The organism is Streptomyces sp., assembly GCF_031181705.1.
Classification (GTDB): domain Bacteria; phylum Actinomycetota; class Actinomycetes; order Streptomycetales; family Streptomycetaceae; genus Streptomyces.
In genome coordinates this window covers 1-23,930 of record NZ_JAPSKN010000088.1, presented here as the reverse complement: position 1 = coordinate 23,930, position 23,930 = coordinate 1, and the positions used below count along the sequence as shown (strand labels likewise).

Sequence of the window (23,930 nt, the reverse complement as noted above, 5' to 3'; positions counted from 1 at the left end):
GGACCGGGCGGCTGCCCAGGCGCAGGGCCGGCGGCTGCCCGCAGGCCGTCTGTACGGTTTCGGCGTGGGAGCCGGTCGGTTCCGGCTCTCACCCGCAGCCGCACGCGGCCAGCGTCGTGGCGACCCGGTCCAGCGCCTGCTGCGTCGCCGCCGGGGCGATGCGGTCCGTGTCCGTGGCCATGAAGGCGAACGCCAGCAGGCGGCCGTCGTGGTCGACCAGGGTGCCCGCGAGGGTGTGGACGCCGGTGAGCGTGCCGGTCTTGGCGCGGATCACGCCGGATGCTCCGTCCGTGTAGCGGGAGCTCAGCGTGCCGGTGAAGCCGGCGACGGGCAGGCCGGTGAGGGCCGGGCGGAGTTCGGGGCGGGACGGGTCGGCCGCCTTGGCCAGCAGGGCGGTGAGGAGGCCGGGCGTCAGGCGGTCGGCGCGGTCGAGGCCGCTGCCGTCCTTGAAGGCGGCCCCCTTGAGCGGCAGTCCGAGTGCGCGCAGCTGCGCGCCGATGGCCCGGCCCGCGCCCGCGAAGTCGGCCCGTTCGCCGGTGGCGAGCGCGGTCTGGCGGGCGAGGGCCTCGGCGATGTCGTTGTCGCTGTTGGTCAGCATGCGTTCGACGAGGGCCGACAGCGGCGGCGAGGAGACCGCCGCGAGGGTCTCGGCACGGGTCGTGGCCTTGGACGGGCCGGGGGCCGTGGTCTTGATGCCGTGGGAGGTCAGGAAGTCCTTGAACTGGCGGGCCGCGTCCTCCGCGGGGTCCGTCACGCGGGTGACCGGGCCGCTCGTGGAGTCGTCCGTGCGGCCCTCGTCGGCCATCAGGGGGCTGACCAGGGCGAGATTGGGGTTGTTCCCGATCGGGTGCCTCGGGGAGCCGGCGTAGCGGGTCGTGTCGTAGGACAGGGTCACCTCGCGCACGCCCCGCTCGGCGAGGGCGGCGGCCGTCTCGGCGGCCAGGGTGCGCAGGCTCGCCGCGTCGTCGGTCTTCTGCTTCCGGGCCGTGAGGGTGGGGTCGCCGCCGCCGACGAGGACTACTTCCTTCGTGTCGGGTTCCAGCGCGGCGCGCGTGGTGAGGCGGTGGTCGGCGCCCATGGCGGACAGCGCCGCGACGGCCGTGGCGATCTTCGTGGTCGAGGCGGGTGTGAACGGCGCGTCCTGGTGCGCGCCGTACACGCGCCTGCCGGTGGTGACGTCGATGACGGACGCCGCGGGCCGGGGGCCGAGCGCCGGGTCCTTGAGCAGGGGCGCGAGGACCTTCGCGAGGGCCTTGCCGTCCGGGGCGGACTTCACGGTGCTGACGCCGCCGAGGCCGGTCAGGACGGGACCGGCGCTGGGGGCGGGCCGGGGCCGGGCGGGCGTGCCGGGCGCCCCGCCGTGATCTGCGCCACCCACGCGGCCCAGGGCCACGGCCCGGTCGCGCTCGGCCGTACGCTGACCCGAGGAGTCCCAGGGACCGGCGGCGGTCACCACCCCGGCGGCCAGTGCCACACCGGCGGTGGCGGCGCCCGCGGTGTACTGCCAGGTCTTCGACCGCGTGACCCGCGCGACCTGCGGTTTCCCGGCTCCGGCGAACCGCGCGACCCGCGGTTTCGCGGCCGCTGCGGCCCGGGCCAGGCGCGGTCGTACGGCATCCGCGAGCCGCGCCGCGTGCGCTCTCGCGGCCTGCCAAGGCCTCAGCTCTGGCACGACCACCAGCCCCTTTCGCGATCACACACCTGCGTGAGGGACACTTAACCACCAGAACTGTGTGTTGATCATGGAGGAGCCACCGGTGGAGTTCGACGTCACGATCGAGATTCCGAAGGGTTCGCGCAACAAGTACGAGGTGGACCACGAGACCGGTCGGATCCGCCTGGACCGTCGCCTCTTCACCTCGACCAGCTACCCGGCCGACTACGGCTTCGTCGAGAACACGCTCGGCGAGGACGGCGACCCGCTGGACGCGCTGGTCATCCTGGACGAGCCGACGTTCCCGGGCTGCCTCATCCAGTGCCGGGCGATCGGCATGTTCCGGATGACGGACGAGGCCGGTGGCGACGACAAGCTGCTGTGCGTGCCCGCGCACGACCCGCGCGTGGAGCACCTGCGGGACATCCACCACGTGTCGGAGTTCGACCGCCTGGAGATCCAGCACTTCTTCGAGGTCTACAAGGACCTCGAGCCCGGCAAGTCGGTCGAGGGCGCCAACTGGGTGGGCCGCACGGACGCCGAGGCCGAGATCGAGCGCTCCTACAAGCGCTTCAAGGAGCAGGGCGGTCACTGACCCCTCGCCCCGGCACCCACGGGCCGCACGCCTGCGTCGCGTGCGGCCCGTCGTCCGTCTGTGCGCATACTGAGGCTGTGGGGGGTACGAGGCCGACGTGTCGTACAGGGAGCGCCAGGCAGTGACGGACGCGGAGGACCGCAAGCCCAGGTCGGACGAGGCGAGGAGTGCCTTCGCGGCTCCGTCCGGGGCCCCCGGGGCCGCCGTCGACGGGGACATGTCGACGACGTCGGAGTTCGCGATCCCCGACGGACTGGCCGTCCCCAGAGCGACCGGCTCGGAGTCCGAGACCACGTCCGAGTTCGCCCTGCCGCGGGGACTGGACGTCCCGCACGCGCCGGGGGCCGAGCCGGAGGGGTCGGCGTTCACCCCGCCGAGCACGTACAGCGCGCGCCAGGCCCCGACCGCCTTCACGCCGCCGAACGGGATCCCGAAGGTCAGCCTGACCAAGGACGTGCCCTGGCAGGACCGGATGCGCACGATGCTGCGCATGCCGGTGGCGGAGCGGCCGGCGCCGGAGCCCGTCCAGCGCAGCGGTGACGAGGCGGGGCCCGCGGTACCGCGCGTGCTCGACCTGACGCTGCGTATCGGCGAGCTGCTGCTGGCCGGCGGCGAGGGCGCCGAGGACGTGGAGGCGGCGATGTTCGCCGTGTGCCGTTCCTACGGGCTGGACCGCTGCGAGCCGAACGTCACCTTCACGCTGCTGGCGATCTCGTACCAGCCCTCGCTCGTCGACGACCCCGTCACGGCGTCGCGGACGGTGCGGCGCCGGGGCACCGACTACACGCGGCTGGCGGCCGTGTACCAGCTGGTGGACGACCTGAGCGACGACGAGACGGCCGTCTCCCTGGAGGAGGCCTACCGGCGCCTCGCGGAGATCCGCCGCAACCGGCACCCGTATCCCGGCTGGGCGCTGACCGGGGCGAGCGGGCTGCTGGCGGGTGCCGCCTCGGTGCTGGTGGGCGGCGACCTGATCGTGTTCGTCGCGGCGGCGCTGGGCGCGATGCTCGGCGACCGGCTGGCGTGGCTGTGCGCGGGGCGCGGGCTGCCGGAGTTCTACCAGTTCACGGTCGCCGCGATGCCGCCGGCCGCGATCGGGGTCGCGCTGACGCTCGGCCACGTCGACGTGAAGGCCTCCGCGGTCATCACCGGTGGGCTGTTCGCGCTGCTGCCCGGGCGGGCGCTGGTGGCGGGGGTGCAGGACGGGCTGACCGGCTTCTACATCACCGCCTCCGCGCGGCTGCTGGAGGTCCTGTACTTCTTCGTGGGCATCGTCGCGGGCGTGCTGACGGTGCTGTACTTCGGCGTGCAGCTGGGGGCGCGGCTGAACCCGGACGCGGCGCTCGGGGTGTCCGACCAGCCGGCGGCGCTGATCGGGGCGTCGATGCTGCTGTCACTGGCGTTCGCGGTGCTGCTCCAGCAGGAACGTTCCACCGTGGTGTGGGTGACGCTGAACGGCGGTGTCGCGTGGGTCGTGTACGGCGCGATGCACTACGCGGGCGGCATCTCGCCGGTGGCGTCCACGGCGGCGGCCGCGGGACTGGTGGGGTTGTTCGGGCAGTTGCTGTCCCGCTACCGGTTCGCTTCCGCGCTGCCCTACACGACCGCGGCGATCGGGCCCCTGCTGCCGGGTTCCGCGACGTACTTCGGACTGCTGGCGATCGCGCAGAACGAGATCGACGAGGGGCTGGTGTCGCTGTCGAAGGCGGTGGCGCTCGCCATGGCCATCGCCATCGGGGTGAACCTGGGGTCCGAGATCTCGCGGATGTTCCTGCGGATCGGTTCCGCGGAGAAGCGGCGGGCCGCGAAGCGCACGCGCGGGTTCTAGCGCGGTCCCCGCGGCCCGGAAGAGGGTCGGGTCAGTACCCGTTGTTGTACGGGCCCTGCTGGGTGCCGTACGGCTGCTGCTGGCCGTAGCCGGGGGCCTGGGGGTACTGGTCGTAGTACTGCTGGTCGCTGTACTGCCGGTCGTTGTGCTGCGGGCCGTTGTAGCCGTTCTGGTGGTGGTGCGGCTGCTGCTGCTGCGGGGAACGGTCGTCGGGGGTGATGCGGCGGAGCTGGGTCGTCGCGTCGTCCATGACCGGCGGGTGGGACTGCGCGGCCGCGGGCGCCTGCGCCGCCTCGCGCTTCTTCTTCGAACGGTCCCGCAGGTACTCGACGATGATCGGGACGACGGAGAGCAGGACGATCAGGATGAGGATCGACTCGACGTTCTTCTTGATGAAGTCGATCTGGCCCAGCCAGTAACCCGCGAGGGTGACGCCGGTCCCCCAGGCGATGCCGCCGATGACGTTGTACGTGAGGAACGTGCGGTACTTCATGCGGCCGGCGCCGGCGACGATGGGCGCGAAGGTGCGCACGATGGGGACGAAGCGGGCCAGGACGATCGCCTTGGGACCGTACTTCTCCATGAACTCGTGGGCCTTGTCCAGGTTCTCCTGCTTGAACAGCTTGGAGTTGGGACGGTTGAACAGCTTCGGGCCCAGGAACTTGCCGATCATGTAGCCCACTTGGTCGCCGATGACGGCCGCGAGCACGATCAGCGCGCAGACCAGCCACAGCGGCTGGGTGATGTACGTGCCCTCGGCGACGAACAGGCCCGCCGTGAACAGCAGGGAGTCGCCGGGCAGGAAGGCGAAGAGTCCGGACTCGGCGAAGACGATGAGCAGGATGCCGGGCAGGCTGAACGTCGAGATCAGGTAGTCCGGGCTGAGCCACTCGGGGCCGAGCGCAAGCGTGGTCACGGGGATGTGGCTCCTGCTGCTGTGGGGTACGGGCTGGGGCTGACTGCCTCAAAGTATCAACGCAGCCGTCGCGGCCCAGGTTCCATGGGGGGTATCAGGATGCACTGTGGCCCGCCCCGGGCAAAGCTGTGGACATGGGCATCGACGAATACGGCGGCGGACAGGGCCCTGAGCCCGACGTCCTCGTCGTCACCACGAACGACGTACCCGGCTACCACGTGCGGGAGGTGCTCGGCGAGGTCTTCGGCCTGACCGTGCGCTCCCGGCACCTGGGGAGCCAGATCGGCGCGGGGCTGAAGTCGATGGTCGGCGGCGAGTTGCGCGGGCTCACCAAGACGCTCGTGCAGACCCGCAACCAGGCCATGGAACGCCTCGTCGAGCAGGCACGCGCGCGTGGCGCCAACGGTGTGCTCGCGTTCCGCTTCGACGTGACCGAGGCGGCGGACGTGGGCACCGAGGTGTGCGCGTACGGCACGGCGGTGGTGCTGGCCCGGGAGTGAGGACCCCCGGGCCGGGGATCAGCAGGCGTGGCGGGACGCGTTCGCGGCGATCGCCTCCTTCAGGTGCTCGGCGAGACCCGGCCGCATCGACTCGTAGAACGCCTTGAAACGCTCGTCGGCGACGTACATCTCGCCGAGGCTGCGGTGCAGCTCGTGGGGGCACTCGTAGTACCAGGTGCAGATGTGCTGCCGGTGCTCCTCCGCCAGGGCCATGGCCGCCTCGCCGGTGGGCGGTTCGCCGGCGGCCATCAGGGCGTCGTAGCGGCGTCCCCAGTCGGCCGTCAGGTCCTGGATCCGCTGCCAGTCCTCCTTGGTGTAGCGGGCGACGCGGCGCTGCGACTCGGCGTACTGGGCCGTGCCGCCCCAGCGCGCCTCCGCCTCGTCGGCGTACTGCTCCGGGTCCTTGTCCCCGAAGACCTCGAACTTCTCCTCGGGTGTGAGGTTGATGCCCATCGTGCGTGCCTCCATGGCGTGCTCCACGGCCGCCGCCATCTTCCGCAGCTTCTCGATCCGGGCGGTCAGCAGGTCGTGCTGGCGGCGCAGGTGCGCCCGCGGGTCCGCGTCCGGGTCGTCGAGCAGGGCGGCGACCTCGTCGAGCGGGAAGCCGAGCTCCCGGTAGAACAGGATCTGCTGCAGCCGGTCGAGGTCGGCGTCGCTGTAGCGCCGGTGGCCCGCGTGGCTGCGCTCGCCGGGCACGAGCAGGCCGATCTCGTCGTAGTGGTGCAGCGTGCGCACCGTGACGCCGGCGAAGCCCGCGACCTGTCCCACGGAGTAGCTCACTTCCGCTCCCTTCTTCTTCCGTGCTTCACGGTCGGTCCTCACGCCACGTGAGGTGCAAGCGTGTTTCCGGTTTGTACCGTTTGATCCGTTTATCGTGTGCCCGTGGTCCAGGACACCGAGCGGCGGGCGCCCTCCGTCACCCCCGCGGCCCCCGCGCGCGTGCTGCTGCCGTCGATCGTGCCCGCCGCGGCCGTCGGTGTGCTCTCCAGCCTGGTCCTGGTGGGCGTGAGCGCCGCCGCCGAGGAGCTCCAGAAGGTGCTGTGGGGTCCGCTGCCGGACGCGCTGGGGATCGGCCGGTACTCCGTGCTGTGGATGGTCGTGATGCTCGTCGGCACCGGCGTGGCGGTCGGCCTCGTGGTGTGGCTGATGCCGGGGCACGCGGGGCCCGATCCGGCCACCGTCGGCCTGGACGCCCCCGTCCTGCCGCCCGTGGTGCTGCCCGGGCTGCTGCTGGCGACGGCGCTGGTGCTGGCCGGCGGGCCCAGTCTCGGCCCGGAGAACCCGATCATCATGGTGAACGTCGCCCTGGCCGCCTGGCTGGGGGCCCGGGCCCTGCCGAAGGCACCCGGCCGCATCTGGCCGGCACTGGCGGAGGCGGCCACCATCGGCGCCCTGTTCGGCACCCCGGTGGCGGCCGCCCTGGTGATCTCCGAGGCGCTGGCCCGGCAGGAGACCCGCGGACTGCTGTGGGACAACCTCTTCGCGCCGCTGACCGCGGGCGCGACCGGTGCCCTGACCGCCGGCCTGATCGGCCACCCGAGCTTCGACCTGGACCTGCCGTCCTTCGGCCGGCCCGGCTGGGGGGACCTGCTGGCGGCCGTCGTCATCGCCTCGGCGGGAGCGCTGCTGGGCATGGCCGCCGTGCGGGCGTTCCCGTACGTCCACGGCGCCTTCCGCGGGCTGCGGCACCCGATGCTGATGCTCCCGGCGGGCGGGCTCGTGCTGGGTGGTCTGGCGGCCCTGGGCGGTCATCTGACCCTGTTCAAGGGGCTCGACGAGATCGCCGAGCTGGCCCGCGACCCGGACGGCAGGTCGGCCGGGGAGTACGCCCTGCTGACGGTGGTCAAGCTGGCCGCGCTGCTCGTCGCCGCGTCCTGCGGCTTCCGGGGCGGGCGCATCTTCCCGGCCGTGTTCGTCGGCACCGCCCTCGGGCTGTGCGCCCATGCCCTGGTCTTTGGGGTGCATCCGGCGGTGGGGGTGTCGGCCGCGGTGCTCGGGATCCTGCTGGCGATCACCCGGCAGGGCTGGGTCAGCCTCTTCGTCGCCGCGGTGCTGGTCGCCTCGCCGGAGATCATCGCCCTGCTCTGCGTCGCCTCGCTGCCCGCCTGGCTGCTGGTGACGGGCCGCCCCCAGATGCAACTGCGCGAGGACGGCACCCCGGTCCGCTGACGCCCCTTCCCCACCCCCCTGGAGGCTCCCATGCCGCTCGACGACGGCACCCGCCGCTCCGCCGAACGCCGACTGTCCGTCAACCCCTTCTACGGCCCCGCCAACCCGGTCGGCGACATGGCCGAGGCCCCGCCCACGCACCGGCTCCCGGACCAGCCCATGGCCCCGGCGACCGCCCACCAGCTGGTCCGCGACGAGCTGATGCTCGACGGCAACGCCCGGCTGAACCTCGCCACCTTCGTCACCACCTGGATGGAGCCGGAGGCCGGGGTGCTGATGGCGGAGTGCCGCGACAAGAACATGATCGACAAGGACGAGTACCCGCGCACCGCCGAGCTGGAGCGGCGCTGCGTGGCGATGCTCGCCGACCTGTGGCACGCGCCCGACCCGGCCGCCGCCGTGGGGTGTTCGACGACCGGGTCGAGCGAGGCGTGCATGCTCGCCGGGATGGCCCTGAAGCGGCGCTGGGCCAAGCGCAACGCCGACCGCTACCCGGGCGCCCGGCCCAACCTGGTGATGGGCGTCAACGTGCAGGTCTGCTGGGAGAAGTTCTGCAACTTCTGGGAGGTGGAGGCCCGGCTGGTGCCCATGGAGGGCGAGCGGTTCCATCTGGACCCGCAGGCCGCGGCCGGGCTGTGCGACGAGAACACCATCGGGGTCGTCGGGATCCTGGGCTCCACGTTCGACGGCTCCTACGAGCCGATCGCCGAGCTGTGCGCGGCGCTGGACGCGCTGCAGGAACGGACGGGGCTGGACATCCCGGTGCACGTGGACGGGGCGTCCGGCGCGATGGTCGCGCCGTTCCTCGACGAGGACCTGGTGTGGGACTTCCGGCTGCCGCGGGTGGCGTCGATCAACACCTCCGGGCACAAGTACGGGCTGGTCTACCCCGGGGTCGGGTGGGCGCTGTGGCGGGACGCGGACGCGCTGCCCGAGGAGCTGGTGTTCCGGGTGAACTACCTGGGCGGCGACATGCCGACGTTCGCGCTGAACTTCTCCCGGCCGGGCGCCCAGGTCGTGGCGCAGTACTACACCTTCCTGCGGCTGGGCAGGGACGGCTACCGGGCCGTGCAGCAGGCCGCCCGGGACGTGGCCACCGGGCTCGCCGGGCGGGTGGCGGCGCTCGGCGACTTCCGGCTGCTGACCCGGGGCGACCAGCTGCCGGTCTTCGCCTTCACGACCGCGCCGGAGGTGACGGCGTACGACGTCTTCGACGTCTCGCGGCGGCTGCGGGAGCACGGCTGGCTGGTGCCCGCCTACACGTTCCCGGCGAACCGCGAGGACCTGTCCGTGCTGCGGGTGGTGTGCCGCAACGGCTTCTCCGCCGACCTCGCCGACCTGCTCGCGCGGGACCTGGAACGGCTGCTGCCGGAGCTGCGCCGGCAGCCGGGCCCGCTCACCCGGGACAAGGACGCGGCGACCGGCTTCCACCACTAGGGCCTGCCCGGCCATTTTCCGTCGTCGCCCGGAGCGGACGGGAATGGCCGGAGAGGCCGCAGCGACGGCTCGGCCTTCAACGGCTCAGCCGCGCGAACCTCCTGACCGCCAGCGGGAAGAACACCGCGAGCAGGGCCAGGGGCCAGACCACCGCCCACCCCACGTGCCCGGACTCCGTGCCGGGCACGCCGAACAGGTCCCGTACGGCCGTGGCGGTGTGGGACAGGGGGTTCCACTCCACGGCCGTGCCGAGCCAGCCGGGCATCGAGTCGGGGGTCGCGAAGGCGTTGGACAGGAAGCCGACCGGCCAGACCAGGATCTGCACCGCCTGGACCAGCTCGGGCCTGCCCGCCACCAGGGCCAGGTGGATGCCGATCCACAGCATCGCGAAGCGGAACAGGAGCAGCAGGCCCAGGGCGCCCAGAAGGGCGGCCGGGCCGCCGCCGGGGCGCCAGCCGAGGGCGGCGCCCACGGCGACGAGCACCAGCAGGGTCAGCGCCGACTGGAGCATGTCGGCGGCGCAACGGCCCACCAGCACCGCCCCGTTGGCCATGGGCATCGAGCGGAAGCGGTCGATGACGCCCTTGTTGAGATCCTGGGTGACGGCGAGCATCGTGCCCTCCAGGCCGAAGGCCATGGTGAGCGCGAGCATGCCCGGGACGAGGTAGTCGCGGTAGTCCCCGGCCACGCCGCGGCCGCCGCCGACCAGGTAGCCGAACATCAGCAGCAGCATCACCGGGAAGACCAGGCCGACGGCCACCTGGACCGGCTGGCGCCCCCAGCGGGCGAGCTCCCGGCGGGTCATGGTCCAGGAGTCGGTCAGGGCGTGGGCGGTCACGCGGCCTCCTTCGCTCGGCGGTCGTCGGGGTCGTCTGCGGTGAGGTGCAGGAACACCTCGTCCAGCGTCGGGCGGCGCAGCGCCACGTCCTCCGCCTCGATCCCGGCCCTCCGCAGGGCCCCCACGACCTCGGACAGCGCCGCCATGCGGTCGGTCACCGGGGCGCTCAGCAGCCGGCGGTCCACGTCGACGGTGACGCCCGTGAGGGGCAGCAGGGCCACGGCCGCGCCCAGGTGCCCGGCGTCCCGCAGGACGACGTCGATGCGGTCGCCGCCGGTGGCGGCCTTCAGTTCGTCCGCCGTGCCGTCGGCGACGACCCGGCCGGAGTCGACGACCGAGATGCGGTCGGCGAGCTGATCGGCCTCCTCCAGGTACTGGGTGGTGAGCAGCACCGTGGTGCCGCCGCCGACCAGGGAGCGGACCGAGTTCCACACCTCGGCGCGGCCGCGCGGGTCGAGACCGGTGGTCGGCTCGTCCAGGAAGAGCACCTCCGGCTCGGTGATCAGGGACGCCGCGAGGTCCAGGCGGCGCCGCATGCCGCCGCTGTACTGCCGGACCGCCTTGCGGCCGGTGTCGGCCAGGCCGAAGCGCTCCAGGAGTTCACCGGCACGCGCGCGTGCCCGCCGCGCGCCCAGGTGGTGGAGCCGGCCGAAGAGCTCCAGGTTCTGCCGGCCGCCGAGCTCCTCGTCGAGCGCGGCGTGCTGGCCGAGCAGGCCGATGCGCAGCCGGACGGCGTAGGCCTCGCGCACCACGTCGTGGCCGGCGACCTCGACCCGGCCGGCGTCGGGCCGCAGCAGCGTGGACAGGACCCTGACGAGAGTGGTCTTGCCCGCGCCGTTCGGGCCGAGCACCCCGTGCACCGTGCCGCGCGCGACCGTGAGGTCGAGCCCGTCCAGCGCCTTCTTCGCGCCGTACCTCTTCTCCGCGCCTTCGACGGTGATCGCCGCGTCGGCCACTGAGCCTCCCTCGCTAGTCAAAGTTGACTACACGGGCGAAGGTAACGCGGCCGCAGCCATTCGTCAAATTTGATTAGAGAGCGTCCCCGGGATGCCGCTCCCCCGTCGCGTACGGGTTCTCCTCACCCTCGGCCAGGACCCCCACGAACGGATCGCCCTCGTCGGCGAAGGTGTAGGCGCCACCCTCGATGCGCTCGATCAGGCCGCGGGTCCACTCGGCCTCGGAGTCGGCCGTGTGGACCCACATGTTCATGATCTCCCCGATGTGGCCCAGCTGCCCGGGCCCCTCCTCGGGCACGTAGTGCTCCAGGACGGAGGCCCGCCACTGCTCGATCCGCAGGGTGCGCTCCTTGAGCAGCGCGACCGCCTCCGCCCGGGGCAGGTCGACCACGAAGCCGACCGCGGCCGTCTTCACGTCCCCGCGCTGGTCGTAGGTGACCAGCGCCTGCCGCAGCAGCCGGAAGTACTCCTCGGTGCCCCGGTCGGTGACCTCGTACTCGGTGCGCGGCGGCCCGCCGGCCGTGGACGGGGCGACCTCGTGCGCGTGCAGCAGCCCCTGCTTCGCCATCTGCTTCAGGGCGTGGTAGATCGAGCCGGGCTTGGCGCTGGACCACTCGTGCGCGCCCCAGTACTCCAGGTCGTTGCGCACCTGGTAGCCGTGGGCGCGGCCGTGCATACGGACCGCGCCGAGCACGAGGAGACGGATCGCTGACATGCGGTCCAGGTTAGGACCCGGCCGCCACCTGCTGTTCCGCGGCCACCAGCTCGAAGGCCGTCCTGCCGTCCAGCGACTCGCGGATGATGTCGGCGTGACCGGCGTGCCGGGCCGTCTCGCGGATCAGGTGCAGGCAGAGCCAGCGCATCGAGAGCCGCTCGTCCTTCGGGTTCCAGGACGTCGCGGGCAGCTCGAAGGTGTCGTCGAGGCTGGGCACCGCGCGGATGAAGGCCTCCGTCTCGGCGGCCACCTTCTCGTAGTACGCGAGTTGCGACTCCACGGTCTCGTCCCCGGCCAGCACGAAGCACTCGTGCCAGTTCGACTCGTCCCGCTGGACGGCCGGCGGCTCGCCCTTGGCCCGGGCGATCCAGCCCTGCTCGACCTCGGCGACGTGCTTCAGCAGCCCGGCCAGGGACAGCTCGCTGGCGCTCGGCCGGGACGACGCCTGCTCCGCCGTCAGGCCCAGCAGCGCCCTGCGGACGCCGCCGCGCTGCTCGGCGATGAAGGACAGAAGTGCTCCGCGCTCGTCTCCGGGTGCCTCGGGTCCCACGTGCGTCACCATGACCGGCCGCCTTTCGTCTGTGTCGCTGCTGCCTGACAAGGACGAAACTACGGACTCTTGCGGTCAGCTTCTGTCCGCAAGAGCCCACCGGGTCACGCGGGATCAGAACGGGAAGCGGCTCCGGCCGTGCTGCACCGAGATCCACTTGGTCGTCGTGAAGGCGTCCAGCATCGTCTCGCCGTTGAGCCGGCCCAGGCCGGAGTGCTTCTCGCCGCCGAACGGGACGATCGGCTCGTCGTGGACCGTGCCGTCGTTCACGTGGAACATGCCCGTGTCGATCCGCTTCGCGAAGTTCACGCCGCGCTCGATGTTCCCGGTGTGCACGGCGCCGCTCAGCCCGTACGGGGAGTCGTTGACGATGCGCACGGCCTCCTCCTCGCCGTCGAACGGCACGAGGAAGGCGACCGGGCCGAAGACCTCCTGGCGCAGCAGCGCCGAGTCGGCGGGGACACCGGTCAGCACGGACGGCTCCACGAGGTTGTCCGTGCGGCCGCCGCGCACCAGGGCGGTGGCGCCCTCGGCGAGCGCCTGCTCGACCACGCCCGCGAGGGCGTCCGCCTGCTGGGAGTTGATCACCGGGCCGATGACGGTCTCCGGGTCGCGCGGGTCACCCGCCTTGAGGGACTTCACCTTGGCGACGAACTTCTCGGTGAACTCGTCGGCCACCGACCGGTCGACCAGGACGCGGTTGGCGGCCATGCAGACCTGGCCCTGGTGGACGTACCGGCTGAAGACGGCCGCGTCGACCGCGTAGTCGACGTCGGCGTCGTCCAGGACCACCAGCGCGCTGTTGCCGCCCAGTTCGAGGACGGCGCGCTTGAACTGCCGGGCGCAGACCGTGGCCACGTGCCGGCCGACCTGGTCGGAGCCGGTGAAGGAGATGACCTTGGGGACCGGGTGCTCGATGAAGGCGTCACCGATCTCGGCGATGTCGGTGATGACGACGTTGAGCAGGCCGCCGGGCAGCCCCGCGTCCTCGAAGATCTTCCCCACCAGGGCGCCGCCGACGATCGGGGTGTTCTGGTGCGGCTTGAGCACCACGGCGTTGCCGAGGGCGAGCGCCGGGGCGACCGACTTGAGCGACAGCAGGAACGGGAAGTTGAACGGGCTGATCACGCCCACGACCCCGACCGGCACGCGGTAGACGCGGTTCTCCTTGCCGTCCACCGGGGAGGGGATGATCCGCCCCTCGGGGGCCAGCGCCAGATGGACCGCCTCGCGCAGGAACTCCTTGGCCAGGTGCAGCTCGAAGGCGGCCTTCAGGCGCGTGCCGCCGAGCTCGGCGATGATGGCCTCGGAGATCTCCGCCTCGCGCTCCTCGACGAGGCTCAGGGCCTTCTCGAAGACCGCGCGGCGGGCGTACGGGTTGGTCGCGGCCCACTGCTTCTGGGCGCGGGCCGCCGCCCGGTACGCCTGATCGACCTCGTCGACCGTGGCTATGGTGACCGACGCCAGCTTCTCGTCGTCGTACGGGTTGAAGTCGATGATGTCCCAGGAACCGGTACCCGGGCGCCACTCACCGTCGATGTACTGCTGTGCAAGGTCGGTGAAGTAGGACGACGACATGTGTGATCCCTCGATCCCTGGCAGACCCTCGATCGCGCCTTCACGATCTGATCACACGTCATCGTACTTGTGTTTCAGGAGAGTTGGCGGAGTACTTCAGGAGAGCTGGAGCAGGCCCCGCAGAAGGTCCCGGCTCTCCGAAGGGCCCGGGCTGTCGCTCTGCAGCTCCTTGAGCGCCTTCTCGTACTGGGCGACGTCCTCGGCCTTGTCCAGGTACAGCGCGCTGGTGAGCTGCTCCAGGTACACGACGTCCGAGAGGTCGGACTCCGGGAAGCTGAGGATCGTGAACGCGCCACTTTCGCCGGAGTGGCCGCCGAGGCTGAACGGCACCACCTGCAGGCGCACGTTGGGCCGCTCGGAGAGGTCGATGAGGTGCTGGAGCTGGCCGCGCATGACCTCGCGGCCGCCGTACGGGCGGCGCAGCGCCGCCTCGTCCAGGATGATGTGGAAGTCGGGCGCGCGCTCGTCGACCAGGTGCTTCTGCCGCTCCAGGCGCAGCGCCACCCGCCGCTCCACGTCGGCCTCGCTGGCGCCCTGCATGCCCCGCCGGACCACCGCGTGCGCGTACGCCTCGGTCTGCAGCAGGCCGTGCACGAACTGCACCTCGTAGGCCCGGATCAGCGAGGCGGCGCCCTCCAGGCCGACGTAGGTCGGGAACCAGCTGGGCAGCACGTCCGAGTAACTGTGCCACCAGCCGGCGACGTTGGCCTCCTTGGCCAGCGAGAGCAGGGAGGCCCGCTCCTGCTCGTCCGTGATGCCGTACAGCGTCAGCAGGTCCTCGACGTCCCTGGTCTTGAAGCTCACCCGGCCCAGCTCCATCCGGCTGATCTTCGACTCGGAGGCGCGGATCGAGTAGCCCGCCTCCTCGCGCGTGATGCCCCGCGCCTCACGCAGTCGCCTGAGTTGTGATCCGAGCAGCATGCGCCGCACCACCGATCCCGGCTCTCCCGCGCTCACGTTCGCCAGCCTCCCCAACGTCTTCAGGGGCCGAAGTCTGCCATCAAAACACTCCGAGCAGTACTCGTCCGGTTACGGAAACGGAATCGAGACAGCCGGCGCACGCGCACGTGCTCAAGAAGAGGGCGAGTGAACGGCCGGAAGGCGACGCGAAGTTGACGGAAAAATTGACCAAGAAGCGGTACGGGACGTCTTATTCCGGTCACCTGCACGTGCATCTGCCCTTGCATCTGCTGTACGCATCCGAAACCATGGTCCCGCACCACCGCCGCATCGCACCGACCGCGAATACCCGGGAGTGCCTCGCATGGGGACGAATGGATCGACCATGCTCGAGCCGTTACGGCAGGGCCTTCCGCCGCTCGACCCCGCGGCCGTGTCCGACGCCGCCTCCTGTGCGCTTCCCGCCCGCTACGAAGCGGTGCGCGAGGCACGGACGTTCACCCGCAGAACACTCGACCAGTGGGACATGGGCGAGCGTTTCGACGACGTCTGCCTCGTCGTCTCCGAGCTCGTCACCAACGCCCTGCGGCACGGGCTGACGGCGCACACCCCGTGCGCCGGAGCACACGAGCCGCCCGTGCGGCTGCACCTGATGCGGTGGACCGAGCGGCTGGTGTGCGCGGTGCGCGACCCCAGTCACGAGAGCCCCGTCGCCCGGGAGACCGACGACTTCTCGGCCGAGTCGGGCCGCGGGCTGTTCCTCGTCGACTCCTTCAGCGACAGCTGGGGCTGGCACCCGATGGCCGGCGCGCTCAGCGGCAAGGTGGTGTGGGCACTGTTCCGGCTGCCCCGGGCCGGATCGCGACCGCACGCGGAATGAGAAACCGCGGCGCATCCTCGCGCCGCGGTTCTACGCGCGTCACGGCGCGTAGGCCACCCGTCGCCCCGAGTCGCCGGGGCCGGGCCGTCAGCCACCCACCAGGTGGTCGAACTCGCCGTCCTTCACACCGAGCAGCATCGCCTCGATCTCGGCACGGGTGTAGACCAGCGCCGGGCCGTCGGGGAAGCGGGAGTTGCGCACGGCCACGTCACCGCCCGGCAGCCGGGCGAACTCCACGCACGAGCCCTGCGAGTTGCTGTGCCGGCTCTTCTGCCAGGCCACACCGCGCAGCCTGGTGGCCGCCATACCGTTGTACACGTCGTGGTCCACAGGTCGCTCCCCGGTGGTGCACTGGCTGGTGTGGCCATTGATGCATCGGTCAACTGACCCGGATCATAGCTCTGTTCAAGTGCAGATGCATGGGCAGATGCACGTGCACGGCGGGTGGTCCTCCGGTTACAGCTCCGGCGCCCGCTTCACCCGCTTCACCCGCTTCGCCGAAGCCCCTGCCTGGTTGGACGCCCCCGCCCCGTCGCACGTTCCCGGCGGACGGCGGTGAAGTCGGCGGGTTCGGCGGAGGTCCCGTGGAGGCGGAGCATCCGCTCGGCGGCACGGGCAGGCGGCTGTGCGGCTGCGGGAGGGGCCCGCCGACCGTCATCCGGAAGCGGTGGACACGGCCGGGGGCAGGGAGAAACGGGCCACGCGCAGGAGGGGGAGGTCGTCCCGCGGGCCGAGGCCGGCCCGGACCATCGCCGGATCCCCGCGGGGCGCACGGCACCTGACGACTCGGACGGCGTGTCCCGACGGCGGTCCGCCGGATGTCCGGCCCGTGGCGGCCGACCGGGCACGCAGCCGGCCGGGGAGCGTCCCGGGAGCGGGTGCGGAGCCCGTCGTTCCACGCCCACGGGGTCCCCCACGCGTCAAGCGTGGGGAACCTCACCCGGCCCGGGCCGCGTTCAGCGGCTGGAGTACGGCAGCAGGGCCATCTCGCGCGCGTTCTTGATCGCCCGGGCCAGCTGCCGCTGCTGCTGGGCCGACACACGGGTGACGCGGCGGCTGCGGATCTTGCCGCGGTCGGAGATGAACTTCCGCAGCAGGTCGGTGTCCTTGTAGTCGATGTACGTGATCCCGGCCTGGTCCAGGGGGTTGGGCCGGTTCTTCGCGGGCTTGCGCTCGGGCTTGCGGGGCATGGTGGGGTCAGACCTCCAGGAGGGTGTCGAAGGCGTGCGGCAGCCGCTGCCAGGCGTCGCGCCCGGCGGCGTACTCGGCGTCGGTCAGCAGGCAGGACTCCAGCAGCCGCTCCAGGCCGTCCCGGTCCAGGCCGGGCGAGGTGAAGACGAGGTGCTGGCAGCGGTCGCCGTGCTCGGGGTGCCAGTCCAGCGCGGCGGCGGCGCGGCGCACCGGCGGGACCATCTCCCAGGCCGCGTCCGGCAGGGACGCCAGCCAGGGTCCGGCGCTCTCCACGCACAGGGCGCCGCCCGCCGCGTCCCAGTGGAACAGCGTGTCGGGCTTGTCGGCGAGCCAGAACCGGCCCCGGCTGCGGGCCGCAGCGCAGGTCAGATCCTCCAGGGCGGCGTACAGCCGCTCCGGGTGGAAGGGGCGGCGGCTGCTCCAGACCAGGGTGGAGACGCCGTGCGCGTCGGCCTCGGCGGGCAGCAGCGCGCAGGCCGGGTGCTGGGCGGCGGCGGCCGCCTCGACGTCGAAGCCGGCGAAGGCCGCCCGGGCCAGGGGCGAGAGCGGGCGCAGGCGCGGGGTCGGCACGGTCAGGCCGTCGCCGTCCGGGACGGCCGGTGCCTCCTGCCCGATGGGCACCCGCAGGGCCGTCGGATGCAGCTGGGCGAGCAGCTCCCGGTCCTCGTCGTCGGCCTCGGGGGACTCGGCGACCGCGAGGACGGGGGCGTACTCCAGCTGGCGTGCGAAGGTGTCGGCGACCGTGCGCTGGTCCGTCGCCGCCGCGGCGAGCCCGCCCTCGGCCAGGTCGTCGCCGTTGCCCAGGTAGGGCAGGACCAGGGCCGGGTCGACGGCGGTGATCACGCCGGTGACGGTGAGGCCGCCGGCCGTGACGACCTCGGCCATGGCCTTGGGCTCGACGGAGTCCCACAGCTCGACGACGGCGAGCCGGGTGGCACCGGCGCCTTGGAGCCGCTCCAGCTCCGGGACCAGGTCCTCGCGCAGGGCGCAGCACGCGCAGTCGTTGACGAGCGGCGCCTCCCCCGCGTCGAGGATGCCGCCGGCGTCCCGCACGGTCCGTACGACCGTGCCGGCGGCGGCCGTCGCCAGGTCGTGGTGGAGGACGACGCTGCCGGGCACCTCCGCCAGCAGCCGGTCCACGGCCGCCCGGCGGGCGTCGGCGTGCAGCCCGCCGACGATCACGACGGGCAGCCCAGGGGAGACAGCCACGGGGTCAGCCCTTCCTTCCGTACCGGCGCTCGAAGCGCTCGACGCGGCCGGCGGTGTCCAGGACGCGGGCGGTGCCGGTGTAGAAGGGGTGGCTGACGTCGGAGATCTCGACGTCGACGACGGGGTAGGTGTTGCCGTCCTCCCACTCGATCGTCTTCTCGCTCGTCATGGTCGAGCGGGTGAGGAAGGCGTAGTTCGCGGCACGGTCACGGAAGACGACGGGCCCGTACTCCGGGTGGATTCCCTGGCGCATGGTCAGCGCTCCTCTCGGAAGTCGACGTGGCGGCCGACGACCGGGTCGAACTTGCGCAGGGTCAGTCGGTCCGGGTCGTTGCGGCGGTTCTTGCGGGTCACGTAGGTGTAGCCGGTCCCGGCGGTGGACCGGAGCTTGATGACCGGACGGAGTTCGTTGCGTGCCATGCCGCTATGATACTGAAAACGAATTCCATTTGCATCAACCGAGGCAGAGAGGTACGTCACCACCCATGTCCGCGCACTGCATGCTGACCGGCGCACAGCCGGGCTTCGGCAACCGCATCTCGCACTCCCACCGGCGCACGTCCCGCCGGTTCGACCCCAACATCCAGTCCAAGCGCTACTGGCTGCCGAGCGAGGGCCGGCACGTGCGGCTCCGGCTGAGCGCACGGGGGATCAAGACCGTCGACACGATCGGGATCGAGGCGGCCGTGGCCCGGATCCGCGCCCGGGGAGGGAAGGTCTGATGGCGAAGAAGAGCAAGATCGCGAAGAACGACCGGCGGCAGGAGATCGTCGCCCGGTACGCCGCCCGGCGGGCCGAGCTGAAGGAGATCATCCGCAGGCCGTCCTCGACGGACGCCGAGCGTCTGGCCGCGCAGGCGGAACTGCGTCGGCAGCCCCGGGACGCGAGCGCCACGCGGGTGCGCAACCGGGACCAGGTGGACGGGCGGCCCCGCGGCTACTTCCGGGCCTTCGGGCTGTCCCGGGTGAACCTGCGGGAGCAGGCGCACGCGGGCTATCTGCCCGGTGTGCGGAAATCGTCCTGGTAGGAGACCGTCCCCGAGGCTCTTGACGGCCCCTGGTAGCTTGCTGCGATCGTTCCGGCCATGGGCCGGCCGGTGCTGTTCCGGACCGGCCGGCCGGCTACAGCTAGGGGGCTTGCAGTGACTTCGGTGACGTTCTGGCGCCGCTTCGGCGCGGTGCGCGGCGCGGCGGCGGCCGCGGGGCTGGTGGGCGCGCTCGTGCTGACGGGGTGCAGCGGCGACGGTGACTCCGGGGACGACCCGGCGTCGAGCCCGGCCCCCTCGGCGACGGCGTCCGCCGGTACCGGCGGCTCGGACTCCGGCTCCGGTTCCGGCGGCGCGGGCGCCGGTGAGCTGGCGGGCAGCTGGCTCGCGACGACCGACGGCAAGGCCGTGGCCCTGGTGATCACCGGCGAACAGGCCGCGCTGTTCGCCACCGGCGGGAGCATCTGCAGCGGCACAGCGGGCGAGGAGTCCGGGAGGCGCATGATCCGCCTGAAGTGCACGGACGGCGGCGAGAGCCGGGCCACGGGCACGGTCGACTCCGTGAACGGCAGCAGCATGAAGGTCACCTGGGAGGGCGGCCTCGGCGAGGAGACGTACACGAAGGCGGAGGGCGGCAAGCTGCCGACAGGTCTGCCCACGGCGAGCCTCGGGGCGCAGTAGGGGCACGAGCGGTTCGTTCGGGGGATTCGCGGGGGGTGCGTGCCCGGGGGACCGGCGGGTGCGTGATGATCCTGGAGCCTGGCACCGCCTTTTCGTTCATCACGCCCAGAGGACCTCATGCGCACCTTCCCCCTCGCCCTGACCGCCGCCGTCGCCTCGACGCTCCTGCTGACCGCCTGCGGCGGCGACACCGGCGGCTCCGGCGACGACGACACGAAGAACGCGGACCCCGCGAACGGCTCGGCCTGCGCACTGGCCGACCTGGGCGTCGAGGTCGGGGCCGGCGCCGCCCCGGCCGCCGGGGACACCGGCACCGTCACCGTGACGCTCACCAACAAGGGCGCGGAGTGCACCCTGAAGGGCTTCCCCGCCGTGGACCTCCTGGCCGAGAGCGGCACCACCGACGTGCTCCCGGAGGAGGGCGCCCAGGCCCAGCCGCTCACCCTGGGGAAGGGTGCCACCACGTCCTTCACGATCACCTACGTCCGCGGCGAGGCCGACCCCGCGAAGAGCCTCGTCGCGCACGCGGCGTCCTTCACCCTGCCCGGCGCCCCCGGGGACGCGCACGAACTGAAGTGGTCCTACGGCCCGGTCGCCCGGCCGGACGACGGCGGCCAGGCGCAGGCCACGGTGAGCGGCTTCGAGTCCGCCGGGGACTGACGGCGGCTCAGCGCAGCGGCGGCCGGTGCCTCAGCCGGGCCCGGTCCGCCGCCTGCGCCCCCTCCGTCCAGCCCGCCGCGTCGTTCACCCCGCGCAGCCGGGTGGTGGTCGTCTCCGGGAACATCCGGTCCAGCCGGCCGGTGACGGCGACGTCCCGGGAGGCCAGGACCGGGAGCAGGTCGTCGGACACCTGGGTCTCGGCGACGGCTGCCAGGCGGGTGCCGACGCGGTGGGCGTAGGCCGCGAGGAACGACTGCCGGAACGCCCTGGTGCGCCTGCGGCCACCGGCACGCTGCGCGGCCTCGGCCTTCGTCATCGCCGTGGTGGCCTGCACCAGCAGGGAGGCGTAGAGCAGCTCGACCGCCTCCAGGTCGGTCTCGAAACCGACGACGGTGGAGAAGCCGAGCGGCTCGTTCCACACCGCCCGGCAGTGGTTGGCCGTGGCGACGGCGTCCAGCAGCACCGCCTTGGCCTGCTCGTACGGCGGCTCGACGCCGATCCGGCAGGCGCCGGGTGTGTCGGGCGAGGGGGCCCGGGCCGCGAGGAGCGCCTCGTCGACGCTGTGCCGGGCCATCAGCTCCTGGGCCTTGGCGCTGAGCGCCTCCGCCTCGTCCGGGAAGCCGGTCGCCTCCGCCTTGGCGAGCAGCGCGCGGATGCGGGTGAGCATGCGGGACTCGGTCCTCGCCTCCCCCGGTGCCTCGTCGAGGGGTTCCAGGGTGGGCAGACGCAGCAGCAGGCGGTACAGCTCCAGCACGGCGGTGGCGTGCGAGAAGCGGTCGGTGCGGGGCGGGGTTCCGGCGGGCAGCTGCGCGAGCTGGGCGCTCCAGCGGCGGCCGCGGGGCACGTCGCCCGGGGCCTGGGCGCGGATCAGGGCGCAGACGAGCGCGAGGTGCGTGTCGCCCAGTTCCCGGCGCACGGTCCGTACGACGTCGGCGGGCTGCCAGCCGCGCCGCCAGGCCGCCGCCACGAACTCCTGCCCGCGCCGGCCGAGTTCCGCGTCCGCGGCCGGATCGGAGGCGAGCAGGGACGCGCCGGTGTCGAGGGCGGTCTCACCGGTCGCGTAGAGGGCGGCTTCGAACGCGCGGTCGACGGTGCTGGACGTACTCACGAGCCGATGGTGCCACGCCTCCCACCGGGCAAGTGTCAACCACCGGTTGACACCCCAGGGGGTGCAACCTACGGTTGACAGTATGACGACGAACCCGCACATCACGTCATCCGTGCGCCTCGACGACCTGATCGCGGCGATCAAGAAGGTGCACCAGGAACCGCTGGAGCAGCTCCAGGACGCGGTGATCGCCGCCGATCACCTCGGTGAGGTGGCCGACCACCTCATCGGCCACTTCGTGGACCAGGCACGGCGGTCCGGCGCGTCCTGGACCGACATCGGCAGGAGCATGGGAGTCACCCGCCAGGCCGCGCAGAAGCGCTTCGTGCCGAAGGAGTCGGCGGACCTCGATCCCGGCCAGGGCTTCAACCGGTACACGCCCCGGGCCCGCAACACGGTCATGGCCGCGCACAACGAGGCCAAGGCCGCGCGCAACGCCGAGGGCGTGCCCGAGCACCTCGTCCTCGGACTGCTGGCCGAACCCGAGGGCCTCGCCGCGAAGGCCGTCATCGAGCAGGGCGTCTCCCTCGACGCGGTACGCGAGGCGGCGACGGCGGCCCTCCCGCCGGCCGTGGACGAGGCCCCCGAGCTGGTGCCGTACGGGCAGGCCGCCAAGAAGGTCCTGGAACTCACCTTCCGTGAGGCCCTGCGCCTCGGCCACAACTACATCGGCACCGAGCACATCCTGCTCGCCCTGCTGGAGCACGAGAACGGCGAGGGCGTCCTCAGCGGCCTCGGCATCGACAAGGAACGCACCGAGCGGTACGTCGCCCGCACGCTGGAGAAGATCGTGCGGGCGCGGCAGGACACGCCCGACGAGTCCTGACGGCGCGTGCGGCGAGGGGCGCTGTCAGACCCCCCTGGCACACTCGCGACATGGCCGACCGCTGGGCGCTCGCCCCGGCCGAGGACGGTGGCGTGGACGTCGCCCCCCTCGGCCCCGACGGGCTGCCCGCCGGTCCGGTGCGGCGGGAGGCGGACCCCGCCGAAGCCGTCCGGAGCCGTCCCGGCGTCACGCGGTGGGTGTGGCGCTCCACCGCCGAGGTCTACCCGCGCCTGCTCGCCGCGGGGGTGCGAGTCGAGCGGTGCTACGACATCGAGGCCGCCGAGACGCTCCTCCTCGGCCACGAGGGGCGGTACGGGGAACCGCGCTCGGCCGCGGCCGCCCTGGCCCGGCTGCGCGGCGGCCCCGTACCACCCGATCCGCCGCTGCGCTCCGCGGAGCCGGGCTCCCAGTCCTCCCTGTTCGAGCCCCAGGGCGTCCGGCTGCCCCTGCCGGACCTCCTCGCGGTCTACGCCGAGCAGCAGCGACGGCACGAGCGGGCCGAGCACCCCGACCGCATGCGGCTGCTGACCGCCGCCGAGTCGGCGGGCATGCTGGTGGCCGCGGAGATGAACCGGGCCGGGCTGCCCTGGAGCGCCGAGGTGCACCGCGCGGTGCTGCACGACCTGCTCGGCGAGCGGTACGCGGGCGGCGGCGAGCCCCGCCGCCTGGCCGAGCTGGCCGACGAGGTGTCCGCCGCGTTCGGCCGCCGGGTCCGCCCCGATCTGCCGGCCGACGTGATCAAAGCCTTCGCCCAGGCCGGCATCAAGATCTCCTCGACCCGCCGCTGGGAGATCGAGTCCGTCGACCACCCGGCCGTGAAACCGCTGGTCGAGTACAAGAAGCTGTACCGCATCTGGGTCGCCCACGGCTGGTCGTGGCTCCAGGACTGGGTGCGCGACGGCCGGTTCAGACCCGAGTTCCTCGCGGGCGGGACGGTGACCGGACGCTGGGTGACCAACGGCGGGGGCGGGCTGCAGATCCCCAAGGTGATCCGGCGGGCCGTGGTCGCCGACCCCGGCTGGCGGCTCGTCGTCGCCGACGCCGACCAGATGGAGCCGCGCGTCCTCGCCGCGATCTCCCGCGACCCCGGGCTGATGGAGGTGGCCGGCCGGGAGAGCGACCTGTACCAGTCGGTCTCCGAGCGCGCCTTCTCCGGCGACCGCGACCAGGCCAAGCTCGCCGTGCTCGGCGCGGTGTACGGGCAGACCTCCGGCGACGGCCTGAAGAACCTCGCCGCGCTGCGCCGCCGCTTCCCCCGGGCGGTCGCGTACGTCGACGAGGCGGCGCGGGCCGGGGAGGAGGGCCGGCTGGTGCGGACCTGGCTGGGCCGCACGTGTCCCCCGGCGGCCCGGGCGGCCGACGAGGGCGCGGAGGAGGCGGGCATCCCGCTCTCCGAGGACGACCCGCAGCAGTGGGTGCCCGGTTACGCGTCCACCAACGCCCGGGCCCGCGGCCGCTTCGCCCGCAACTTCGTCGTCCAGGGCAGCGCGGCCGACTGGGCACTGCTGCTGCTCGCCGCGCTGCGCAGAACCTGCGCGGACCTCGCGGCCGAGCTGGTCTTCTTCCAGCACGACGAGGTGATCGTGCACTGCCCCGAGGAGGAGGCGGAGACGGTCGTGGCGGCGATCCGCGAGGCGGCGGACCTGGCCGGGTCGCTCACCTTCGGGCGGACGCCGGTGCGGTTCCCGTTCACGACGGCGGTGGTCCGGTGCTACGCCGACGCCAAGTGACCGCCCACGCCCATGATCAGCGCC

At 72.6% G+C, this 23,930-nt stretch carries 27 protein-coding genes; 12 read left to right on the top strand and 15 right to left on the bottom strand.

Going from position 1 to position 23,930, the window contains the following annotated elements:
* Positions 1 to 88 precede the first annotated feature (88 nt).
* Positions 89 to 1,678 (bottom strand): D-alanyl-D-alanine carboxypeptidase/D-alanyl-D-alanine-endopeptidase, encoded by a 1,590-nt coding sequence (gene dacB, locus RIN80_RS17780; RefSeq protein ID WP_309096576.1) that lies wholly within the window; start codon positions 1,676 to 1,678, stop codon positions 89 to 91.
* A 79-nt stretch (positions 1,679 to 1,757) separates the two neighbouring features.
* Between dacB and RIN80_RS17775 the strand changes: the two genes are divergently transcribed.
* Together RIN80_RS17775 and RIN80_RS17770 are read left to right on the top strand one after the other, a co-directional pair.
* A complete protein-coding gene (locus RIN80_RS17775) occupies positions 1,758 to 2,249 on the top strand; it encodes an inorganic diphosphatase (RefSeq protein ID WP_003991985.1) in 492 nt (163 codons plus the stop codon).
* Between the two features lie 121 nt (positions 2,250 to 2,370).
* Entirely contained in the window at positions 2,371 to 4,077 is a 1,707-nt protein-coding gene (locus tag RIN80_RS17770; protein ID WP_309096575.1) for a threonine/serine exporter family protein, read from the top strand.
* A 31-nt stretch (positions 4,078 to 4,108) separates the two neighbouring features.
* Here RIN80_RS17770 and RIN80_RS17765 read toward each other — a convergent pair whose 3' ends face one another.
* On the bottom strand, positions 4,109 to 4,993 hold the full coding sequence (locus RIN80_RS17765) for a VTT domain-containing protein (protein ID WP_309096574.1): 885 nt from the start codon (positions 4,991 to 4,993) through the stop codon (positions 4,109 to 4,111).
* 134 nt (positions 4,994 to 5,127) lie between these two features.
* Here RIN80_RS17765 and RIN80_RS17760 point away from each other — a divergent pair, with 134 nt between their 5' ends.
* A complete protein-coding gene (locus RIN80_RS17760) occupies positions 5,128 to 5,493 on the top strand; it encodes a YbjQ family protein (RefSeq protein ID WP_309096573.1) in 366 nt (121 codons plus the stop codon).
* A gap of 18 nt (positions 5,494 to 5,511) precedes the next feature.
* On the opposite strand, the gene RIN80_RS17755 is transcribed toward RIN80_RS17760, so the two are convergent.
* Positions 5,512 to 6,273: a MerR family transcriptional regulator gene (locus RIN80_RS17755; RefSeq protein ID WP_309096572.1), complete on the bottom strand. Its 762-nt coding sequence runs from the start codon at positions 6,271 to 6,273 to the stop codon at positions 5,512 to 5,514.
* Positions 6,274 to 6,375: 102 nt separating this feature from the next.
* On the opposite strand from RIN80_RS17755, the gene RIN80_RS17750 reads away from it, so the two are divergent.
* Together RIN80_RS17750 and RIN80_RS17745 are read left to right on the top strand one after the other, a co-directional pair.
* A complete protein-coding gene (locus RIN80_RS17750) occupies positions 6,376 to 7,662 on the top strand; it encodes an ion channel protein (RefSeq protein WP_309096571.1) in 1,287 nt (428 codons plus the stop codon).
* A gap of 30 nt (positions 7,663 to 7,692) precedes the next feature.
* On the top strand, positions 7,693 to 9,099 hold the full coding sequence (locus tag RIN80_RS17745; protein ID WP_309096570.1) for a glutamate decarboxylase: 1,407 nt from the start codon (positions 7,693 to 7,695) through the stop codon (positions 9,097 to 9,099).
* A 76-nt stretch (positions 9,100 to 9,175) separates the two neighbouring features.
* Here the strand turns inward: RIN80_RS17745 and RIN80_RS17740 are convergent, their stop codons facing one another.
* The 6 genes from RIN80_RS17740 to RIN80_RS17715 all read right to left on the bottom strand — a co-directional run bounded on the left by RIN80_RS17740 (position 9,176) and on the right by RIN80_RS17715 (position 14,657).
* Complete coding sequence (locus tag RIN80_RS17740) at positions 9,176 to 9,937, bottom strand: ABC transporter permease (RefSeq protein ID WP_309096569.1); 762 nt, start codon at positions 9,935 to 9,937, stop codon at positions 9,176 to 9,178.
* Positions 9,934 to 10,893: an ATP-binding cassette domain-containing protein gene (locus tag RIN80_RS17735; RefSeq protein ID WP_309096568.1), complete on the bottom strand. Its 960-nt coding sequence runs from the start codon at positions 10,891 to 10,893 to the stop codon at positions 9,934 to 9,936. Before RIN80_RS17735 ends, RIN80_RS17740 begins: the two co-directional genes overlap by 4 nt.
* Positions 10,894 to 10,966: 73 nt before the next feature.
* Positions 10,967 to 11,608, bottom strand: a complete 642-nt coding sequence (locus RIN80_RS17730) for a PadR family transcriptional regulator (RefSeq protein ID WP_309096567.1) — start codon at positions 11,606 to 11,608, stop codon at positions 10,967 to 10,969.
* 10 nt (positions 11,609 to 11,618) lie between these two features.
* Positions 11,619 to 12,170 carry a DinB family protein gene (locus RIN80_RS17725; protein WP_309096566.1) on the bottom strand — a complete coding sequence of 184 codons (552 nt, stop codon included), beginning with the start codon at positions 12,168 to 12,170 and terminating at the stop codon, positions 11,619 to 11,621.
* Between the two features lie 102 nt (positions 12,171 to 12,272).
* Positions 12,273 to 13,736: an aldehyde dehydrogenase family protein gene (locus tag RIN80_RS17720; protein WP_309096565.1), complete on the bottom strand. Its 1,464-nt coding sequence runs from the start codon at positions 13,734 to 13,736 to the stop codon at positions 12,273 to 12,275.
* Positions 13,737 to 13,832: 96 nt separating this feature from the next.
* Complete coding sequence (locus tag RIN80_RS17715; RefSeq protein ID WP_309096577.1) at positions 13,833 to 14,657, bottom strand: helix-turn-helix transcriptional regulator; 825 nt, start codon at positions 14,655 to 14,657, stop codon at positions 13,833 to 13,835.
* Between the two features lie 364 nt (positions 14,658 to 15,021).
* Here RIN80_RS17715 and RIN80_RS17710 point away from each other — a divergent pair, with 364 nt between their 5' ends.
* On the top strand, positions 15,022 to 15,516 hold the full coding sequence (locus RIN80_RS17710) for an ATP-binding protein (RefSeq protein ID WP_309096564.1): 495 nt from the start codon (positions 15,022 to 15,024) through the stop codon (positions 15,514 to 15,516).
* A gap of 87 nt (positions 15,517 to 15,603) precedes the next feature.
* On the opposite strand, the gene RIN80_RS17705 is transcribed toward RIN80_RS17710, so the two are convergent.
* The 5 genes from RIN80_RS17705 to rpmG all read right to left on the bottom strand — a co-directional run bounded on the left by RIN80_RS17705 (position 15,604) and on the right by rpmG (position 18,336).
* Positions 15,604 to 15,822, bottom strand: a complete 219-nt coding sequence (locus RIN80_RS17705) for a DUF397 domain-containing protein (protein ID WP_086847633.1) — start codon at positions 15,820 to 15,822, stop codon at positions 15,604 to 15,606.
* Positions 15,823 to 16,472: 650 nt separating this feature from the next.
* A complete protein-coding gene (gene rpsR / locus RIN80_RS17700; protein WP_114254543.1) occupies positions 16,473 to 16,706 on the bottom strand; it encodes a 30S ribosomal protein S18 in 234 nt (77 codons plus the stop codon).
* Between the two features lie 7 nt (positions 16,707 to 16,713).
* On the bottom strand, positions 16,714 to 17,916 hold the full coding sequence (locus tag RIN80_RS17695) for a GTP-binding protein (protein ID WP_309096563.1): 1,203 nt from the start codon (positions 17,914 to 17,916) through the stop codon (positions 16,714 to 16,716).
* A 4-nt stretch (positions 17,917 to 17,920) separates the two neighbouring features.
* The gene (locus tag RIN80_RS17690; protein ID WP_309096562.1) at positions 17,921 to 18,169 is read right to left on the bottom strand and encodes a type B 50S ribosomal protein L31; all 249 of its coding nucleotides are present in this window, start codon (positions 18,167 to 18,169) and stop codon (positions 17,921 to 17,923) included.
* 2 nt (positions 18,170 to 18,171) lie between these two features.
* Positions 18,172 to 18,336 carry a 50S ribosomal protein L33 gene (gene rpmG / locus RIN80_RS17685; protein WP_010044249.1) on the bottom strand — a complete coding sequence of 55 codons (165 nt, stop codon included), beginning with the start codon at positions 18,334 to 18,336 and terminating at the stop codon, positions 18,172 to 18,174.
* A 65-nt stretch (positions 18,337 to 18,401) separates the two neighbouring features.
* On the opposite strand from rpmG, the gene rpmB reads away from it, so the two are divergent.
* From rpmB to RIN80_RS17665, 4 genes are all read left to right on the top strand, one after another.
* Complete coding sequence (gene rpmB, locus RIN80_RS17680) at positions 18,402 to 18,638, top strand: 50S ribosomal protein L28 (protein ID WP_309096561.1); 237 nt, start codon at positions 18,402 to 18,404, stop codon at positions 18,636 to 18,638.
* Entirely contained in the window at positions 18,638 to 18,943 is a 306-nt protein-coding gene (gene rpsN, locus RIN80_RS17675; protein ID WP_309096560.1) for a 30S ribosomal protein S14, read from the top strand. Before rpmB ends, rpsN begins: the two co-directional genes overlap by 1 nt.
* A 150-nt stretch (positions 18,944 to 19,093) precedes the next feature.
* A complete protein-coding gene (locus tag RIN80_RS17670; RefSeq protein ID WP_375141723.1) occupies positions 19,094 to 19,582 on the top strand; it encodes a hypothetical protein in 489 nt (162 codons plus the stop codon).
* Between the two features lie 117 nt (positions 19,583 to 19,699).
* Positions 19,700 to 20,242, top strand: coding sequence for a DUF4232 domain-containing protein (locus RIN80_RS17665; RefSeq protein WP_309096558.1), 543 nt, complete (start codon positions 19,700 to 19,702; stop codon positions 20,240 to 20,242).
* A gap of 7 nt (positions 20,243 to 20,249) precedes the next feature.
* Here RIN80_RS17665 and RIN80_RS17660 read toward each other — a convergent pair whose 3' ends face one another.
* Complete coding sequence (locus RIN80_RS17660) at positions 20,250 to 21,350, bottom strand: DUF2786 domain-containing protein (RefSeq protein WP_309096557.1); 1,101 nt, start codon at positions 21,348 to 21,350, stop codon at positions 20,250 to 20,252.
* An 82-nt stretch (positions 21,351 to 21,432) separates the two neighbouring features.
* On the opposite strand from RIN80_RS17660, the gene RIN80_RS17655 reads away from it, so the two are divergent.
* Both RIN80_RS17655 and RIN80_RS17650 read left to right on the top strand, forming a co-directional pair.
* Positions 21,433 to 22,176, top strand: a complete 744-nt coding sequence (locus RIN80_RS17655; RefSeq protein WP_309096556.1) for a Clp protease N-terminal domain-containing protein — start codon at positions 21,433 to 21,435, stop codon at positions 22,174 to 22,176.
* A gap of 50 nt (positions 22,177 to 22,226) precedes the next feature.
* A complete protein-coding gene (locus tag RIN80_RS17650) occupies positions 22,227 to 23,906 on the top strand; it encodes a bifunctional 3'-5' exonuclease/DNA polymerase (protein ID WP_309096555.1) in 1,680 nt (559 codons plus the stop codon).
* The last annotated feature ends 24 nt before the right edge of the window (positions 23,907 to 23,930 follow it).

Coding starts and splice junctions, on each gene's coding strand:
- rpmB (WP_309096561.1), top strand. CDS start 18,402: ATGTCCGCGCACTGCATGCTGACCGGCGCACAGCCGGGCTTCGGCAAC.
- rpsN (WP_309096560.1), top strand. CDS start 18,638: ATGGCGAAGAAGAGCAAGATCGCGAAGAACGACCGGCGGCAGGAGATC.
- rpmG (WP_010044249.1), bottom strand. CDS start 18,336: ATGGCACGCAACGAACTCCGTCCGGTCATCAAGCTCCGGTCCACCGCC.
- RIN80_RS17690 (WP_309096562.1), bottom strand. CDS start 18,169: ATGCGCCAGGGAATCCACCCGGAGTACGGGCCCGTCGTCTTCCGTGAC.
- RIN80_RS17655 (WP_309096556.1), top strand. CDS start 21,433: ATGACGACGAACCCGCACATCACGTCATCCGTGCGCCTCGACGACCTG.
- RIN80_RS17650 (WP_309096555.1), top strand. CDS start 22,227: ATGGCCGACCGCTGGGCGCTCGCCCCGGCCGAGGACGGTGGCGTGGAC.
- RIN80_RS17725 (WP_309096566.1), bottom strand. CDS start 12,170: ATGGTGACGCACGTGGGACCCGAGGCACCCGGAGACGAGCGCGGAGCA.
- rpsR (WP_114254543.1), bottom strand. CDS start 16,706: ATGCCCCGCAAGCCCGAGCGCAAGCCCGCGAAGAACCGGCCCAACCCC.
- RIN80_RS17710 (WP_309096564.1), top strand. CDS start 15,022: ATGCTCGAGCCGTTACGGCAGGGCCTTCCGCCGCTCGACCCCGCGGCC.
- RIN80_RS17665 (WP_309096558.1), top strand. CDS start 19,700: ATGCGCACCTTCCCCCTCGCCCTGACCGCCGCCGTCGCCTCGACGCTC.
- RIN80_RS17705 (WP_086847633.1), bottom strand. CDS start 15,822: ATGGCGGCCACCAGGCTGCGCGGTGTGGCCTGGCAGAAGAGCCGGCAC.
- RIN80_RS17760 (WP_309096573.1), top strand. CDS start 5,128: ATGGGCATCGACGAATACGGCGGCGGACAGGGCCCTGAGCCCGACGTC.
- RIN80_RS17715 (WP_309096577.1), bottom strand. CDS start 14,657: ATGCTGCTCGGATCACAACTCAGGCGACTGCGTGAGGCGCGGGGCATC.
- RIN80_RS17720 (WP_309096565.1), bottom strand. CDS start 13,736: ATGTCGTCGTCCTACTTCACCGACCTTGCACAGCAGTACATCGACGGT.
- RIN80_RS17745 (WP_309096570.1), top strand. CDS start 7,693: ATGCCGCTCGACGACGGCACCCGCCGCTCCGCCGAACGCCGACTGTCC.
- RIN80_RS17730 (WP_309096567.1), bottom strand. CDS start 11,608: ATGTCAGCGATCCGTCTCCTCGTGCTCGGCGCGGTCCGTATGCACGGC.